The sequence below is a fragment of the Agrobacterium salinitolerans genome (assembly GCF_002008225.1).
Classification (GTDB): domain Bacteria; phylum Pseudomonadota; class Alphaproteobacteria; order Rhizobiales; family Rhizobiaceae; genus Agrobacterium; species Agrobacterium salinitolerans.
In genome coordinates, this window is record NZ_MRDH01000021.1 from 22031 (window position 1) to 39183 (window position 17153).

Consider the following 17153-nt stretch of genomic DNA (forward strand, 5'->3'; position numbering starts at 1 on the left):
CCGCTCTTCTCGTTGGTTGATGCAGCGCCAGCGCGGGCGTCTTACAGCCGCGCGCCGCGACGCTCACAATCTTAGTAGTGCACCGACTGGGAATCGATCGGCGTTACCTTCGGCGGAGCGAACTTCGTCAGGTCGATCCCATCGACAGCAGAACGATACTCCTCGATGCTCGGCGTGCGGCCGAGGATGGCAGAAAGCACGACGACCGGGGTGGAGGCCAGGAGCGACTCACCCTTCTTTTCGGCGCTGTCTTCAACCACGCGGCCCTGGAAGAGGCGAGTCGACGTTGCAAGAACCGTATCGCCCTTTGCCGCCTTTTCCTGGTTGCCCATGCAAAGGTTGCAGCCCGGACGCTCGAGATAAAGGATGTTTTCGTATTCGGTGCGGTTCGTGGTCTTCGGATTGATATCATCGAATTCGAAGCCGGAATATTTTTGGAGGATTTCCCAATCTCCTTCCGCCTTCAACTCATCGATAATGTTGTAGGTCGGTGCAGCGACGACGAGCGGCGCCTTGAACTCGACCTTGCCTTCGGCCTTTTCGAGGTTCCGCAGCATCTGCGCAACGATCTTCACGTCACCCTTATGTACCATGCACGAGCCGACAAAGCCGAGATCGACTTTCTTTGTCGCGCCGTAATAGGAAACCGGGCGGATTGTGTCATGCGTGTAGCGTCTGGAAACGTCGTTATTGTTGACGTCAGGGTCTGCGATCATCGGCTCGTTGATGACATCGAGATCTACCACGACTTCCGCGAAATATTTCGCATTCGCGTCCGGCTTCAAGGCTGGCACTTCACCTGAACGGATTTCGGCAATACGTTGATCTGCCTTAGCAATCAGACCTTTCAGGGTCTGTGCGGAATTGTCCATGCCCTTGTCGATCATGATCTGGATGCGCGACTTGGCTATTTCCAGCGACTCGATCAGCGTCTCGTCTTCGGAAATGCAGATCGACGCCTTGGCCTTCATTTCGGCCGTCCAGTCAGTGAAGGTGAAGGCCTGGTCGGCAAGCAGCGTTCCGAGATGGACTTCAATGATACGGCCCTGGAAGACGTTGTCGCCGTGCTGCTGAAGCATCTGCGCCTGCGTGGCGTGCACCACGTCGCGGAAGTCCATATAGGGCTGCATCGTGCCCTTGAAGGTAACCTTGACCGATTGCGGGATCGGCATGGTCGCTTCACCGGTTGCAAGCGCCAGTGCGACGGTACCGGAGTCGGCACCGAAGGCGACGCCCTTCGACATGCGGGTGTGGCTGTCGCCGCCGATGATGATTGCCCGGTCATCCACGGTGATGTCGTTCAGCACCTTGTGGATCACATCCGTCATGGAATGATAGACGCCCTTCGGGTCACGACCCGTGATGACGCCGAAATTGTGCATGAAGGCCATGAGCTTCGGCGTGTTGGCCTGCGCCTTCTTGTCCCAGACGGAGGCCGTGTGGCAGCCCGACTGGTAGGCGCCGTCCACCAGCGGCGAAATGACGGTGGCCGCCATTGCTTCCAGTTCCTGCGCGGTCATCAGGCCGGTCGTATCCTGCGAGCCGACGATGTTGACCTTGACGCGAACGTCGGAGCCGGCATGCAGCACCTTGCCGGGTGTGACGCCGACGGCGTTGCGGTTGAAAATCTTCTCAACCGCAGTGAGGCCCTGGCCTTCGATGGAAATTTCCTTGTTGGGCGCGAAGACCGGAGTGGCCTCGACACCAAGCGTTTCAGCCGCGAATGTCTGGAGCTTCTTGCCGAAGACGATAGCATAGGAGCTGCCGGCTTTCATGAACTCCATCTTCTGGGGCGTGAAGGAAGAGGCGAGGTCCACCAGTTCCGTGCCGTTCTCGTCACGAAGCTTGTAGTTTTTGGTATCGATCTTCAACACGGTCCCGGTTTCGACCGAATATTTCTGTTCGAGGATCGGGTTGCCGTCATTGTTGAGGATCGGCTTGCCGTCTTCGCCGAGCTTCTTCACCCAGTTTTTCAGGTTGATGCCGATGCCGCCGGTCACATCGACGGTGGTGGCGAAAATCGGCGAGATGCCGTTGGTGCCGGCGACGATGGGAGCGTAATTGACGAAGGGCACATAGGGGCTGGCCTGCTTGCCAGTCCACAGCGCCACGTTGTTGACGCCGGACATGCGCGACGAGCCAACACCCATCGTACCCTTTTCGGCGATCATCATCACCCGCTTGTCCGGATGCTGCTGCTGCAACGCGACGATTTCCGCCTGCGCTTCCGGCGAGATCATACACTGGCCGTGCAGCTGGCGGTCCGAGCGCGAATGCGCCTGGTTGCCGGGAGACAGAAGGTCGGTCGAAATATCGCCTTCGGCGGCGATGAAAGTAACGATCTTGATCTCGTCTTCGACATCGGGAAGCTTGGTGAAAAATTCTGCCTTGGCGTAGCTTTCCAGAACGTCCCTGGCGATGGCGTTGCCGGCCTTGTAGGCGTCACGCAGGCGGAACATGTCGGCATCGTAAAGGAAGACCTGGGTCTTCAGCACTTCACCGGCTTGGGCGGCAATCGCAGCGTTGTTACCGAGCGCGATATCGAGCAGCACCTTGATCGATGGGCCGCCCTTCATGTGCGACAGCAGCTCCAGCGCAAAGGAAGGCGTGATCTCCGGCACGATCGCTTCGCCGAGGATGATCTGCTTCAGGAAGGCGGCCTTGACGCCGGCGGCACTCGTGGTGCCGGGCAGGGTGTTGTAGATGAAGAACTTCAGCGCATCGGCGCGGTATTCGCTGCCGGCATCCTTGATGAGCTCGATGATTTCGGCCGTCAGCGCGCCGTCATCAATGGGTTTGGGTGCGAGACCCAGTGTTTCTCTGCTTTTGATTTCAGCCAGGTAATCCAGGTAAAGGTTCATCGCAATCCCAACGTCATGGTGTCTATGGAGCCGAACACAGCCTCACCGAACGGTACTGTTGATCGGCCCGGGTTTCTGTCGATTTCGAGTACGCCAACCGGCGCCGGCTGACAAGATGTCGCATTTCAGTAAAAAAGCCGTAGACGGGTTTTAGCGCCGATCGTGTGCTTTGCGATCACGCCGCGGCACTTTTGATTGTGGCAGCCGCCGCATTTCAGCCAGTGGTTTTTCAGACGTCAGCTTTAAGGATTTATTAACCAAATCAGGACGAGTATTAGATTATTCTAATTACCCGTTATTGGCGTAATTGCATGTTGCGCATCGAAAAACCGGCAGCGCAGCAGCTTGGGGAGGCAGCATGAAGTTTGCAGCATCAGGCTATTTGTTATCATTTGCGGCGCTGGTTCTCACCCCGGCATCCGGCCTCGCCCAGGTCGCCACGACGAATTTCAACGTCCAGATCACCATTCAGGCCGCATGCCAGATCAATTCCGCCGGCAACCTTGACTTCGGCACGAATGGTGTGATCGGCAGCAATATCGATGCGACCAGCGACATTGTCGTGCAATGCACAGCCAGTACCCCTTTCAGTCTCGGCCTTAGCGCCGGCGCTGGCTCGGGCGCAACGGTCGCCAACCGTCTGATGACATCGCCTGGCGGCGCGACCATTTCCTACTCCCTTTATACAAGTGCGGCGCATAGCACGGTGTGGGGCAACACTGTGGGAACGGACCGGCAAACGGGAACGGGAACCGGAGCGCCGCAGACATTCACTGTCTATGGGCGCGTTCCTGCCCAGACGACACCTGCGGTCGGCGTCTATACCGATACGGTGACGGCCACGCTCAACTACTGATCGCCACAGGGAGGATCGCGCATGCGTGTTTTTACCTTAGCGGCTGCGTTTTTTGCCGGTTTGACTGTTTCATCTTCACAGGCTGCATCGCTGCGGGTCGCCCCCGTACTTCTGGATCTTAAAGCGCCCACGGCGGCCTCCAGCCTCCGCATCTGGAACGATGCGAAAACCCCGATCAACGTTCAGGTCAGAATATTCCGCTGGACCCAGAAAAATGGGCAGGACGTCTATACGGCGGCGCAGGACGTCGTCGCCAGCCCGCCGATGACGCAGCTGAAGGGCGGTGCGGAGAACCTTATCCGCATCGTCCGGCTTTCCAAGGCCCCGCTGCGCGCCGAAGAGAGCTACCGCGTCATCGTCGATGAGTTGCCGCCGGCGGGAAGACCGCAATCCGGCACGGTTAATCTGGTGGTGCGCCACTCCATACCCGTTTTCTTCTCGCCCGGTTCCACAGGTGATGCGGAACCGGCCTGGAAAATAACGCCGCAGGGCAATGGCTACCGGGTGTCGGTGTCCAATACGGGCGAGAGGCGGATAAGGATCGCCAACCTGATGCTTTCCGGCGGCAACGGACAGGCGATTGCCCGGCAGCAGGGGCTGGTGGGATACGTGCTTGGCGGATCCGCCGCAAGCTTTGTGGTTCCGGCAACGGGCGGCAAGAGAGGCGGCGGCACGCTGAAGATTTCGGCAGACAGCGAAGGCGGCCCCGTCAATGCGACGGCGCGCGTCTCGGGCGGCTGATCTCGCCGTTTTGACGATTGCCGCTCTGACGGTCATTTCATCGGGCAAATTTTCCGTGGCGCAGGATATACCTCCTGCGGCGCAACCGGCCTCTTTTACCGCAAAAGAAGCGGGACAGTTGCAGCTCGAAGTCTACATCAACGATGTTTCGACAGAACTGATCGCCACATTTCGTCAAAACGACGCCGGATCGTTTCTGATCGAACCGGAACAGCTGAACAATATCGGGATTTCTCCGGTTGAAAGCGCTACCGGCGATGATGGCTGGATCGATATTTCCCGGCTGCCGGATGTGGTGGCGCGTTACGATGAAGGCAGCCAGTCCATGCATTTCACCCTGCCGATGGCGGCGCGGGCAAACAGGGTGATAGACGCCTCCGGCAAGATTGCGCAGGAAGAACACGAAGAGACCCGGGAAAAGGCCACGAGCGATTTTGGAGGTCTGGTGAATTACACGATCTACGGTTCCTCCGGCGGCAACAAATGGTCTGACATCGCCGATTTCAACGGTGTCTCGGCCCTTTTGGAAAGCAGGGCCTTCGGTCCGCTCGGCGTGCTCTCCTCATCGCAGGTTTTGAGCACATCGCGCCTGTCGGAGTTCGATACCCAGCGCCTCGATACCACCTGGAGCTATTCAGACGAAGAAACGCTGACGAGCTACCGGGCCGGCGATCTCATTACCGGCGGGCTGAGCTGGACACGCCCAACGCGGCTCGGCGGCCTGCAGATCCGCCGCAATTTCGACCTGCGGCCGGATATCGTCACCATGCCGATGCCGGAATTTGCAGGTTCAGCGGCCGTGCCCTCCACTGTCGACGTCTATGTCAACAACATCCGCCGTCTGTCGCAGGATGTTCCCGAAGGGCCGTTTTCCATCACCAATCTTCCCGTTATCAGCGGCGCAGGCAATGCGAGGCTGGTGGTGCGGGATGCGCTGGGCCGCGAAACCGTATCCGAAACGCCCTTTTATACGTCGCCGGACCTGCTGGCGGAGGGTCTCGTCGATTTTTCAGCGGAGCTCGGTTTTGCCCGGCGCAATTACGGAGCCTCTTCCTTCGATTACGACGAAAAATTGCTCGGATCGGCGACGGTTCGTTACGGCCTGTCTGATGGCCTGACGCTTGAGGGCCATGCGGAAGGCGGCGAGGATTTCTATAATATCGGCTTTGGCGGCGTCTTCACGCTTGGAGCCCATGGGCTGGCGGCGATTTCCGGTGCATCCAGCCGCTTTGGCGAGGAAAGCGGCCACCAGCTCTCCGCAAGCGTCGAAGCCGAATTGCTCGGGCTCAAATTTCACGCCCGGTCGCAACGGGCATTCGGCGATTATCACGACATGGCGTCGGTCTCCGCCGATAGCTCGACACTCAGGACGATCTCCGGCCTGCTGAGCGCGCGGCCGCCGCGTGCCGTGGATCAGATTTCCGTTTCCACACAGCTTGCTTTCGATGAAACGAGCCTGAACTTTTCCTATACGCAGGTGGAAACCTTCGATGAAAGAAAATCCCGGTTGCTCGGCCTTTCTGCCACGCGGCCGTTCGGCGAGAACGGCAATATCTTCATCACCGCCTATAAGGACCTTGAGGACAGCCAATCCTACGGCGTCTTCGCGGGCCTGTCCTGGTCGTTCGGCGGTGGCGTCTCCGGCTCGGCCGGCATGTCGTCGGATGCGGATGGCTATTCGCTGACAGCAGAGGTCGGAAAATCCGAAGAACAGGCCGAGGAAAGTTATGGCTGGCGCCTGCGCGGCTCGACCGGCGGCAACGATATCGCCTCCGTTTCCGGCAGTTACCGCGGCAGCACCGCCCGCGTTTCGGCCGGCGTCGATCAATTCAACCGCACGACACAGGCCTATGCGCAGATCGAAGGATCGATAGCGCTCGCCGGCGGCGATGTCTTTGTCGGCAACCGGATCGATGACGCTTTCGCCGTGGTGGATGCGGGCGCGCCCGGCGTCGATATCCTTTTGGAAAACCGCCCCATCGGGCAGACCAACCGCCGCGGCAAGATATTGCTTCCGAACCTTCGTTCCTACGACGTCAATAACATCACGCTCGACCCCAGTAATCTTCCGGTCGACGCCCGCATAGACCGCACGAAACAGACCGTGACGCCGACCGACCGCGCGGGGGCCGTGGTCAATTTCAAGGTGGAAACCGAGGGACAGGTGGCGCTGGTGACGCTGAAAGGCGAGAGCGGCGAGTTCATCGAAACCGGATCGACCGGCAAAATTGACGGCAAGCGCGATTTTATCGTCGGTTATGACGGACAGGCCTATCTCGACAATATCAGCGAAACGCATCGGCTCCGCATCAATCAGCCGACGAAGGGCGCTTGCGAAGCACAGATCACCGTGCCCTCTGCCGACCCCTCTGCCGGCGAGACGCGCGCAACTTTCGAAGCCCTATGCAGGAGCATCCAATGAAGGCCCTGACCCGTGCCGCCCTTGCCATCGCAGCCTTCCTCTCGGCTTCACCGGTCCTGGCGCAAAGCTGCACCTTCAGCATGTCGGACATGAATTTCGGTTTCGTCAATCTCGCAAGCGGCAGCGCCGTGGACACGACGGCGACATTGTCGGTCACCTGTTCCAACCCGTTGTCGCTGGGGCTTTCCATCCGCATATGCCCCAACATCAATGCCGGAAGCGGCGGACAGTCGGGCGGCATCCGTCGCATGCTTCAGGGCAGCAACATCCTCAACTACCAGCTTTACCAGAACTCGGCACGAACGACCTCCTGGGGATCGGTCACGCAGCCCGCACTCGGTTCGCCTCCGCCAATCGATATGGCGTTGCCGCTCCTGATCAACACCACGAGCCGCACGGTCTATGGCCGGATCAACGCCGGTCAGGCCTCGGCAGCGCGCGGCCTATACCTCTCCAGCTTTGCCGGCGCGGAAACGAGCTTCACCTATACGACCTTTACCCTGCTTGCACCAAGTTGCTCTTCCGTGACCCAGAACCCCACGCAAGTGCCGTTCAACGTGTCGGCCGCGGTGGCGCCCACATGCATCATCTCGGCCCAGAACATCGATTTTGGCAGTCATGGCGTCTTGAACACGGCAGTCAATGCGACCGGAGCGATCAATCTGACCTGCACCACCAATCTGAACTATAGTGTCGCGCTCAATGGCGGCCTGAGCAACAGCCCGCCGGCCGCGCGCCAGATGGTGCAGGGAGGCGCATCTATAATCTATGGTCTCTACCGCGACGCAAACCGCACGAATGTCTGGGGAAGTGCGGCAGGCGAGATAGCCACCGGCACCGGAACAGGCGGCTTGCAAACACTGACCGTCTATGGCCGCGTCCCCGCGCAGACCACGCCGGCGCCGGGGAACTACTCCGATACGGTCGTCGTGACGGTGAACTACTGAGGGCCGGAACGCACCTCTGACTTTCCAAGTTCCAGCCGCCGATCGATGCCGATGCCGGCGAGAAACGCCTCATCATGGCTGACGACCAGCAAGGCGCCGTCATAGGCCCGAACGCCAACCTCCACGGCGGCGATGGAATCAATATCCAGATGGTTGGTCGGCTCATCAAGGATCAGCAATTGCGGAGGCTGCGGGCCTCCCAGAACACAGGCGAGACCTGCCCTGAGCATCTGCCCGCCCGAGAGTGTTGCAACGATCTGCAAGGCGGCATCGGCACGAAACATGAAGCGCGCAAGGGCGGCGCGGCAGGCATTGTCCCCCGCCTTCGGATTAAGCCGAAGGAAGTTGTCGCGGATGGACAGGCTCGCGTCGAGCAGGCTGACCTGCTGATCGAGAAACACGGACTTCACCCCGACATGTACCACCCCCTCAGACGGCGGCAAGTCCCCCGTGATCACCGAAAGCAGCGTCGTTTTTCCCGATCCGTTCGGGCCGGTTACGGCAACGCGTTGCGGCCCGGTAATTTCGAAGGACAGGTCGCGAAGCACGGGGTGTTCGGCCCGATACCCCGCAGTCAGGTTCTGCAGGCTGAGCACGGTTTTTGTCGTGTGCAGGCCGCTGGGCGGCAATGTAACACTGACGCCCTGCAGGATTTCGATCCGTTCCCGCGCCGTCTTCAGATATTCCGTCGCCTCGGCCGTCAGGCGGCTGGCCAGATTGGCGTTGTCGCCGCTCGTCTTTTCGGCACGCCTCTTCATCGCACCAACAAGGATACGGGGCATGTCTCCCCTCGCCGCTTTTGCGGCACCCCTGCTGTCACGGCGGGCCTTGCGCTCCAGCGCCTCCTGTGAACGGCGCCTGACCTCGGACAGACGCTTTTCCGCATTCGCGAAGTCCTGTTCGGCGGCGGCCAGCTCCAGCGCCTTTTGTGCGCGGTAGTGGCTCCAGTTGCCGCCGTAACGGGTAACACCGAGCGTGGTCATTTCGACGATGGCATCGAGGGTTTCGAGAAGCTCCCGATCGTGGCTGACGACGATCGCTCCGCCGCGCCAGGCCGCCAGAAAATCGGCAACGAAAATGCGCCCCTCCCGGTCGAGATTATTGGTCGGTTCGTCAAGGATCAGGAAATCCGGCGCGGCGTGGATTTGCGCCGCAAGTGCGGCCCGCGTGCGCTGCCCGCCGGAAAGCGCCGAAAGCGGCGTGGAGGGCAAGGCGTCCAGCCCGACCTGCGCGAGCGCCTTGGCAATTTCCTCCTCCAGCATCCAGTCAATGTCCTCAAGCTCATCGACAGTGGCCGTTCCCGACTGCGCACGGGCGAGCGCGTCCAGCGCCTCGCGCGCACCAAACAGGTCGGCGACAGTCTCGTCGGACACAACCTGTACGCTCTGGCGCAGGAGATTGACGCAGCCCGAAACGGAAACCGTGCCCGCCGACGGCGACAACTCGCCGGCGATCAGTTTCAGAAGCGTCGTCTTGCCGACGCCGTTGCGCCCGACAAGGCCGGTGCGTTCGGGTCCGAAGTGAAGGTTGATGTCGGAAAAGAGCGGATGACCGTCAGGTGTGGACCACGAGAGGTCTGAAAGCGTGATGGAATGCGACATGGATATGGGTTCCCCTGATGACAAGGCGTTGTGGCTTTGCGATCGGGTGGAAATCCATGGTTCACCGTCCTGTTGGTGTTGCGCGAAACACGCCCTTACGCAAAAAAGCGGCGCGCTGATGGCGTGGGTTCAATGTTCGGGTAGTGAACGCCGGGGGAACACCCCCCGGCGTTTCTTTTTTTCAGGCCACCAGGCCCTTGGTCAGCTCCAGCGCCTGTCGTTCGAACAGCCTGCGGTAGATGCCGTCATGGAGGCGGATCAGCGCCTGGTGGTCACCCTCTTCGACAATCCTGCCCTTGTCGAAGACGAGCAGCCGGTCCAGCGCCCTGACCGTGGACAGCCGATGGGCGATGACCAGCGTGGTGCGGCCGACCATTAGCCGTTCCATCGCCTGCTGGATCTGCACTTCGCTTTCGCTGTCGAGGCTGGAAGTGGCCTCGTCCAGTATCAACACCGGCGCATCCGCAAGGAAAGCACGGGCGATGGCGACACGCTGACGCTCGCCGCCCGACAGCTTGACGCCGCGCTCACCCACCATCGTCTCATATCCCTTGGGAAGGGACATGATGAAATCATGGGCGCTCGCCTGTTTCGCCGCCTGCTCGATCTGACGCCGCGTGGCGTCCGGCCGGCCATAGGCGATGTTTTCCGCCAGCGTGCGGTGGAACAGGATGGGCTCCTGCTGCACGATGGCGATCTGGCCGCGCAGGCTGGACTGCGTAACCCCGGCGACATTCTGGTCGTCGATGCGGATTTCGCCCGACTTGATGTCGTAAAGCCGCTGGATGAGCTTGACGAAGGTTGTCTTGCCCGAACCGGAATGGCCGACCAGGCCCACCCGTTCACCCGCCTTGATGGTGACCGAAAAGTCATCGTAAAGCGGCGTGGGATGCGCGCCATACTGGAAGGTGACGTGATCGAAGACGATCTCGCCCTTTCCGATCCTGATCGGTCCGGCGTCCGGCCTGTCCTCGATGCCGAGCGGCATCTTGTCCAGCAGCACCAGCTCTTCCATGTCGTTGACGGCGCGTTGCAGGTTGCGGATATCCTGCCCCACATCGCGCAGATAACCCTGCAACACGAAGAACATCGCCAGCACGAAGGTAATGTCGCCCGGCGTCGCCAGCCCCTGTCGCCACATGATGAGGCCCGTACCCAGAATGCCGGCCTGCATGGAGACCATCATGAAGCTCTGGATCGTGCCGTTCAGCGTGCCGCGCTTCCATGTCCTGCGTGTGCGGTGATCCCATTTCACCAGCACATGGCCCAGGCGCGTTTCCTCGCGGGCCTCGGCGCCAAAGGCCTTGACCACTGAATTGCAGCTGATGGCGTCCGCCAGCGCGCCGCCAAGTCTGGTATCCCAGGCATTGGCAAGCCTTGCCGCCGGCGAAACATAGCCCATCGAAAGCCCCACGGTCACGCCGATATAGATCAGCGATCCGAGACCGACGATCAGGCCCATGACCGGCCAGTAGCTGCCGAGCACAATGGTGGCGCCCACCAGCATGACGATGGAAGGCAGAAGTGCGACCAGCAGAAGGTCGTTGAGCGAATCCAGCGCCCACATGCCGCGCGTGATCTTGCGCACCGTGGAGCCGGCGAAGCTGTTGGCATGCCAGTCGGTGGAGAAACGCTGCACCTTGTGGAAGCCGTTATTGGCGACATCCGCCATGATTTTCAGCGTCAGCCGGATGATGCCGTTGAAGATGAACCAGCGCAGCACAACGCTCACCAGCCCCAGAGACACCACGATGACAAAGGCGCGCAGCGCCTTATCTGCCCCGTTGCCGGCCTCGTCTCCACCGGCAATGGCATCGACGATCTGGCCGGAAAAGACCGGCACCATCACTTCAGCCAGCGTGCTGGCAATCACCAGAACGATGATGAAACCCACCAACGCCGGCCGATGACGCCAATGGTTGAAAACAAAGCCGAGCACATGTCGATAGGCATCGGCGCGGAAATCGAGCTTCTTGCGAGTCATTTTTACCAGCCCAGCGCCCTATAATCGGCGACCGGTCCTCAAAACGGAAGTTGGATGGCACAGCCCGCGCGGGAGACGAAGTGATCCCGTCAGATCAATCGGGCTATGGGGGAAATAAAACCGCATGTCGGGCGCGCAATCGGCGGGCCGCGAATGGATATGACCTAGTGTCGGGTCATTCCCTGCGGGAGGGTTTCGAAGAATGCCGGTGTCATGCAACGCCTCCCTTTGTTCGATCTGACGCGGTGGCGAGACTTGTAACTCAACGGCCGGAGCTTGCCAAGCGGGTTTTTGCAACCGACTGGTGAGTGATGCGGAAACACCACACCAGCTGGATGCGCAAGCGGAAAGTCGAGATGGTATCGGCCATTACCGGTCGTTCCATCTGCGCATTCGTGTCCTTGACCACCGGTCCCCACTTGGCGATTTCCACCGCAAGGTGGGCCTTCAGCTCATCCAGCGAAGGACGACGATCCTGGCGCTGAAAATACGCCATGCGCGCGACAACCGCCGGAGCGGCGAAATCGGTGTGGGATTCTTTTCCGGATCGTAAGGACCTCACCGGGCCCTATGAGAAAGGCCCTCCCGAGGTGGGGAGGGCCTTGCCCGATCAGTATCGATAATAGTCGCGTCGGTCGCGATAATCCCTGCGGCCGCGCCACTCGCGCCATTCCCGTCTGGCCTGACGCTCGCGCCATTCACGGCGGGCTTCCCAGCGGTCGCGCCTGTCCCAGCCGCGCTCATAACGCTGCCCGTTCGGACGACAATAGCCGCGCGGGGTCAAATGGAAACCGCGTCCGCAGGCATAGTCCACCTTTTGAATGTAGGTCGCCGAAGGTGCAGACGGTTGACCGACAGGCATGGCGTTCGCGCCGGTGCCAAACAGGGCGCCCAAAATCAGTCCGGCGGTTAAAATCATCTTGCGCATCTTATCTCCCTCCTTGTGGGATGAGAGGATTTAGCGCCCCGCCGCGTGAACTGCCGCTGAATGAATCGTGATCTTTTCGTGGCAGCAGGCCACAGTTGCGCCGAACATAACGACCGCTGGACGGAACCCTGCACACGCTCGGACATTTACAGGTGCAAGCCAAACAAAATGGGAGAGCACCGATGGATTGGAATCGCGTTGAAGGCAACTGGAAGCAGATGAAGGGCAAGGTCAAGGAGCAGTGGGGCAAACTCACCGACGACGATCTTGACGTCATCGACGGCAAGCGCGAGCAGTTGGAAGGCAAGATTCAGGAGCGCTACGGCTACGAAAAAGACCAGGCCCGGAAAGATATCGACGACTGGTATGGTAGTCAGCGCTGGTAAGATCAAACCCCGCTTCGGCACCCCGCTTCGGCGGGGTTTTTCTTTGCGCGGAATTTACCTGTCAGCCGGCAACAGCCAAGACGGCGGCGATGACGAGCAGCAGAGGCCCCATCCATCTGAAGTGACGAACAACTGGCGGCTGAGCGGCTGTGTTTATTGACAGCGGCAGATAGCCGAAGCCGACACACGTCATCCGCAGGCCGGCGCTAAACATCATGAATTCATCGATATAGGTTGCGATCACAACTTCCCTCCCTCCAATGCTACCGCGGTCATCCTACCTGCCCGGCAACGCCTCTGGTAGAGCCCGCGCGCTTTTGAACGACCACCCGGAGAATGCGTTTCGCGAAGGGTTAAGGTGTCTGTCGGCGGCAACCGTCACGAAAGCGTTATGTAAAGACTTTAGAAACGCCGCCGGCCCGTTCAAAAAATGCACGGCTGTGCAATGACCGGCCAGAGCCTTCCCCATCTTTGCGGAGTTAGCGCTCAGCAGTCCACTCGCGCCGAAAACATCGGAGACATAGATGAAACGCCGCACCTTTATGATGTCCGCCGCAGGCGCCGCCGCCGGTCTCGCCCTTGCACCGCGCATGAGCTTCGCCGCTCCGGGCACGATCGACTGGTACACCAGTTCGGATACCAATATCCTCGATTTCTGGTCCAATACAATCAAGCCCGCCTTTGAAGCCGCCAATCCCGGCATGAAGCTCAATCTCGTCGATGCAGGCGACAGCGCCGGCATTATCGCCATCGGTGAGCGCGCCATCGCCGCAAAGCAAACGGGCACCGATCCGCAGGCCGATTATTTCGAAACGGCCGATCCGCTGCTTCCCACCGGCGCCATCGAGGCCGGCATCTATGTGAACATGGCGAAAGCCGACCTCTCCAACTATTCGCGCGTCAATCCGCTTGCCATCCGCAGCGAATACAGCCTGCCCTATCGCGGCAGCCAGGTGCTGCTCGCCTATGACACCAGCAAACTGAAGCCGACGGACGCGCCGAAGACCTGGGATGAGCTCGTCAAATGGATCAAGGCCAATCCCGGCCAGTTCGTCTATAACCGTCCCGACAAGGGCGGCTCCGGCGGCAACTTCGTCCGCCGCGCCATCCACCAGGCCAACGGCCTCGACCCCAAGGCCTTCACGGTCGACAATTACACCCAGGAAGCCGGCGACAAGGCTCTCGGCAAGGCATGGGCGCTGCTGAACGATATCGCCCCGTCGCTCTATGACAAAGGTGCATACTCCTCCGGCAACACGCAGTCGCTGCAGCTTCTTTCGCAGGGCGTCGTCACCATGACCCCCGTCTGGTCCGATCAGGTGCTGAAGGCCATCGATCAGGGCGTTCTGCCGCAAAAAACGGGCCTCGTCCAGCTTCAGGACTTGGCGCTTTGCGGTGATTTCTCGCGCGCCGTGGTGCTTGCAAACGGCGCCAATCGCGACGCTGCCCTAAAGCTCGCCAATTTCGTGCTGTCGGAAGAAATTCAGGGCGCGATCCTTACCGAACTCGGCGGTTTCCCCGGCGTTTCCTGGGACTATGTGCCGGCCGAACTGCGCAAGCGCTTCGCCGACATCATCCCGCAGACCATCCCGACCTTCCCGGCCGGCAAATGGGAAACCGCCATCAATGACGGCTGGTATCGCAACGTCGCTCCCAACGTCGACCGCAAGTCGTGACCAAGGTTGCGGAAGGAGCGGTTCGCCCGCTCATAGACAATACGGCAGGCAGGAGGCCAATCGGCCTCCTGCTCGTCGCCATCCCCGTCTTCCTGATCGTCTGGCTGGTCATCTGGCCTGCCCTCAACGCCATCGGCCGCACCGTCTGGCGCACCGGAGCGAGCGGCGAGACGGGTTTCGACCTTTCGAGCTACATCTTCTTCTTCTCGGACCGCTACAGCCTCGATAATCTTGCCGTGACGCTGTGGACGACAATGGTCTGCGCGATCCTCCTGCTGATGATCTGCCTGCCGATCGCGCTTTACCTGCGCTTTTCGCAAGGCCGCCTTTCGGCTTATGTGCAGGCGCTCGCCATCTTCCCCATGTTCGTGCCTTCTATCATCCTCGCCTTCGCCTTCATCCGCGTCCTCGGGCCTAACGGCATGGTGGACATATTGCTCAATGCGGTCGACCTGCCGAAAATCCGCACGCCCTATCTCACTCCGTGGGGGCCGGTCATCGGTCTTGTCTGGGATAATATTCCGCTGACCGTTCTTATCCTGCTCGCGGGACTCGGCAGCGTCGCCAACCAGTCGGTGGAGGCGGCGCGGGATGTGGGCGCAAACGCGCTTCAGGTCTTTTGGCACATCATCCTGCCCCGCATTTCCAATTCCATTCTCGTGGCGCTTTCCTTTTCAGTGCTCGGTATTTTTTCCTCCTTCACCCTGCCCTATCTTCTCGGACCGGCTTCTCCCGAAATGCTCGGCCCCTTCATGCAGCGCACGCTGCGCGAAGTGCAGGATCCCATCGGCGCCATGACCCAGGCCGTCATCGCTTTCGGTTTCTGCATTGCCTTCGGCCTGTTCTACGTGCGTTCGGTCGCACGCAACCAGGGGAAATAACATGACGACCCTTTCACCGGCGCGAACGCGCATGGATTGGCCCGGCATATTTTTCGCCACCCTTCTAACCGTCGCCATCGTCGGGCCGCTGCTTGTGGTGGGCACCTGGGCATTCACCGAGGTCTGGCGTTTTCCCAACGTCATTCCCCAGCAATTCGGTTTCCGCTTCTGGGGCCAGACGCTGGGCCGCGCCGATGTGTGGAACGCGTTGATGCTGAGCCTGCGGCTGACAACGGTGGTAACGCTGCTTTCAGCGGTGATCTGCCTTCCCGCCGCCTATGCCTTTGCGCGCATGAGTTTTCCCGGCCGCAACCTGCTGTTTTTCTCCTTTCTTGCCGGCCACGCCTTCCCGAAATTCGGGCTTCTTGTGGCGATTGCCGCCATTTTCCTCCAGCTCGACCTCATCGGCACCTTCTGGGGCGTCGTTCTCATCCAGCTCGTCGGCACGCTGATGTTCATGATCTGGATTCCGGTGGCGGCATTTCAGGCCGTCGACCGGCGCATGGAAGAGGCGGCCCGCGATGTCGGCGCCAGTCCGCTCAGGGTCTTCTGGTCGATTACGCTGCCGCAGGCGGGACCGACCATCGCTGCCGCCGTGCTGCTGAGCTTCGTTGGCACTTTTTACGAGACGGAAGGCGCGTGGCTGATCGGTGCACCGGGCATTCGAACGATGCCGGTGCTGATGATCAGTTACATCAACAACCAGATGGTCATCCAGTATGGCGCGGTCCTGTCCGTCCTGCTGTGGGCGCCGTCCTTCATTGCCCTCATGTTCGCCCGCCGCGTCATCGGTGGCGGCGCATTCGCCCGCGGTTTCGGCGGTTAGGAAATCATCATGTCCGTACTTCACATCCGCCAGGTTACGAAAACCTATTCCGGCGAGACCAATGCCGTCGACAGTTTTTCGCTCGATGTCGCCGATGGTGAACTCGTATGCCTTCTCGGCCCCTCCGGTTCGGGCAAATCGACGCTGCTGCGCATGGTCGGCGGTTTCGAGCAGCCGACGGGCGGACAGATCTCCATCGATGGCGAAGATGTCACGCATCTGCCGCCGGAGCGACGGCCGACCGGTATGGTGTTTCAGAGCCACGCGCTCTGGAGCCACATGAATGTCTTCAAGAACCTCGCTTTCGGCCTCAAGCTGCGCCGCATGCCGGCTGCCGTTATCAGAGAGAAAGTGGAGGCGGTGCTCGAACTCGTCGGGCTTTCCGGTTTTGGCGAGCGCGCCACCGGCCAGCTTTCCGGCGGCCAACAGCAGCGGGTGGCGCTTGCCCGCTCGCTGGTTCTCGAACCGAAAATACTCCTGCTCGACGAACCCTTCGCCAGCCTCGACCAGCATCTGCGCGAGCGGTTACGGGAGGAAGTGCGCGATATCCAGCAGCGCCTCGGTATCACCACGCTGTTCGTCACCCACGGTCAGGATGAGGCCCTTTCCATGGCCGACCGCATCGTCGTGATGGCGAACGGCAAGACCGAACAGATCGACCGGCCGAATGTGATCTACCGCGAACCGCAGACCCCGTTCGTCGCCGGCTTCATCGGCACCATGAACCTGATAGAAGGCGCAGTTTCAGACGGAAATTTCATGCGGGCCGATTTCAGCTTGCCGCTTCCCGTCTCCGACGGACCGGCCACTCTCGCCGTTCGCCCGGAAGCCATCGATCTGACGATCTCCGAAACGCGGCAAGCAAGTGTGCACCGGGTGACCGATTACGGCACCCACGGGCTTGTCGACCTTGATCTCGCCGATGGTACAAGGATCAAATCCATGGTCGCCCACCCGGATATGTTCCAGACGGGACAGGGCGTGCAGATTTCGCCCCGTGCCGTCACGGCCTATCGCGACAACCGCCCAATCTACCGGAGCTGA

15 protein-coding genes are annotated in these 17153 nt (G+C 60.4%); 9 read left to right on the forward strand and 6 right to left on the reverse strand.

Features of this window, described 5'->3' with window-relative positions:
• Positions 1 to 71 precede the first annotated feature (71 nt).
• Positions 72 to 2861: a bifunctional aconitate hydratase 2/2-methylisocitrate dehydratase gene (locus BS627_RS14335; RefSeq protein WP_077983861.1), complete on the reverse strand. Its 2790-nt coding sequence runs from the start codon at positions 2859 to 2861 to the stop codon at positions 72 to 74.
• Between the two features lie 358 nt (positions 2862 to 3219).
• On the opposite strand from BS627_RS14335, the gene BS627_RS14340 reads away from it, so the two are divergent.
• From BS627_RS14340 to BS627_RS14355, 4 genes are read left to right on the forward strand one after another with little or no spacing between them, the layout of a single operon-like run.
• Positions 3220 to 3717, forward strand: coding sequence for a Csu type fimbrial protein (locus tag BS627_RS14340; protein ID WP_077983862.1), 498 nt, complete (start codon positions 3220 to 3222; stop codon positions 3715 to 3717).
• A gap of 21 nt (positions 3718 to 3738) precedes the next feature.
• Complete coding sequence (locus BS627_RS14345; protein WP_077983863.1) at positions 3739 to 4458, forward strand: fimbrial biogenesis chaperone; 720 nt, start codon at positions 3739 to 3741, stop codon at positions 4456 to 4458.
• Entirely contained in the window at positions 4430 to 6880 is a 2451-nt protein-coding gene (locus tag BS627_RS14350; RefSeq protein ID WP_077983864.1) for a fimbria/pilus outer membrane usher protein, read from the forward strand. The genes BS627_RS14345 and BS627_RS14350 overlap by 29 nt, the downstream gene beginning before the upstream one ends.
• A complete protein-coding gene (locus BS627_RS14355) occupies positions 6877 to 7827 on the forward strand; it encodes a Csu type fimbrial protein (RefSeq protein WP_077983865.1) in 951 nt (316 codons plus the stop codon). Before BS627_RS14350 ends, BS627_RS14355 begins: the two co-directional genes overlap by 4 nt.
• On the opposite strand, the gene BS627_RS14360 is transcribed toward BS627_RS14355, so the two are convergent.
• From BS627_RS14360 to BS627_RS14375, 4 genes are all read right to left on the reverse strand, one after another.
• Complete coding sequence (locus BS627_RS14360; protein WP_077983866.1) at positions 7821 to 9428, reverse strand: ABC-F family ATP-binding cassette domain-containing protein; 1608 nt, start codon at positions 9426 to 9428, stop codon at positions 7821 to 7823. The two genes, BS627_RS14355 and BS627_RS14360, sit on opposite strands and share 7 nt — an antisense overlap.
• Before the next feature lie 181 nt (positions 9429 to 9609).
• Positions 9610 to 11412, reverse strand: coding sequence for an ABC transporter ATP-binding protein (locus BS627_RS14365; RefSeq protein ID WP_077983867.1), 1803 nt, complete (start codon positions 11410 to 11412; stop codon positions 9610 to 9612).
• Between the two features lie 262 nt (positions 11413 to 11674).
• A complete protein-coding gene (locus BS627_RS14370; protein WP_077983868.1) occupies positions 11675 to 11908 on the reverse strand; it encodes a hypothetical protein in 234 nt (77 codons plus the stop codon).
• A gap of 114 nt (positions 11909 to 12022) precedes the next feature.
• On the reverse strand, positions 12023 to 12340 hold the full coding sequence (locus tag BS627_RS14375; RefSeq protein WP_077983869.1) for a GCG_CRPN prefix-to-repeats domain-containing protein: 318 nt from the start codon (positions 12338 to 12340) through the stop codon (positions 12023 to 12025).
• 182 nt (positions 12341 to 12522) lie between these two features.
• Here BS627_RS14375 and BS627_RS14380 point away from each other — a divergent pair, with 182 nt between their 5' ends.
• Positions 12523 to 12726 (forward strand): CsbD family protein, encoded by a 204-nt coding sequence (locus tag BS627_RS14380; protein WP_077983870.1) that lies wholly within the window; start codon positions 12523 to 12525, stop codon positions 12724 to 12726.
• A 61-nt stretch (positions 12727 to 12787) separates the two neighbouring features.
• On the opposite strand, the gene BS627_RS14385 is transcribed toward BS627_RS14380, so the two are convergent.
• On the reverse strand, positions 12788 to 12970 hold the full coding sequence (locus BS627_RS14385; protein WP_077983871.1) for a hypothetical protein: 183 nt from the start codon (positions 12968 to 12970) through the stop codon (positions 12788 to 12790).
• Between the two features lie 280 nt (positions 12971 to 13250).
• Between BS627_RS14385 and BS627_RS14390 the strand changes: the two genes are divergently transcribed.
• The 4 genes from BS627_RS14390 to BS627_RS14405 are packed head-to-tail and all read left to right on the forward strand — an operon-like array spanning position 13251 to position 17153.
• Positions 13251 to 14402, forward strand: a complete 1152-nt coding sequence (locus BS627_RS14390) for an extracellular solute-binding protein (protein WP_077983872.1) — start codon at positions 13251 to 13253, stop codon at positions 14400 to 14402.
• A gap of 32 nt (positions 14403 to 14434) precedes the next feature.
• Positions 14435 to 15283 carry an ABC transporter permease gene (locus tag BS627_RS14395; protein ID WP_245307129.1) on the forward strand — a complete coding sequence of 283 codons (849 nt, stop codon included), beginning with the start codon at positions 14435 to 14437 and terminating at the stop codon, positions 15281 to 15283.
• Position 15284: 1 nt separating this feature from the next.
• On the forward strand, positions 15285 to 16109 hold the full coding sequence (locus BS627_RS14400; protein WP_077983874.1) for an ABC transporter permease: 825 nt from the start codon (positions 15285 to 15287) through the stop codon (positions 16107 to 16109).
• A gap of 9 nt (positions 16110 to 16118) precedes the next feature.
• Complete coding sequence (locus BS627_RS14405) at positions 16119 to 17153, forward strand: ABC transporter ATP-binding protein (RefSeq protein WP_077983875.1); 1035 nt, start codon at positions 16119 to 16121, stop codon at positions 17151 to 17153.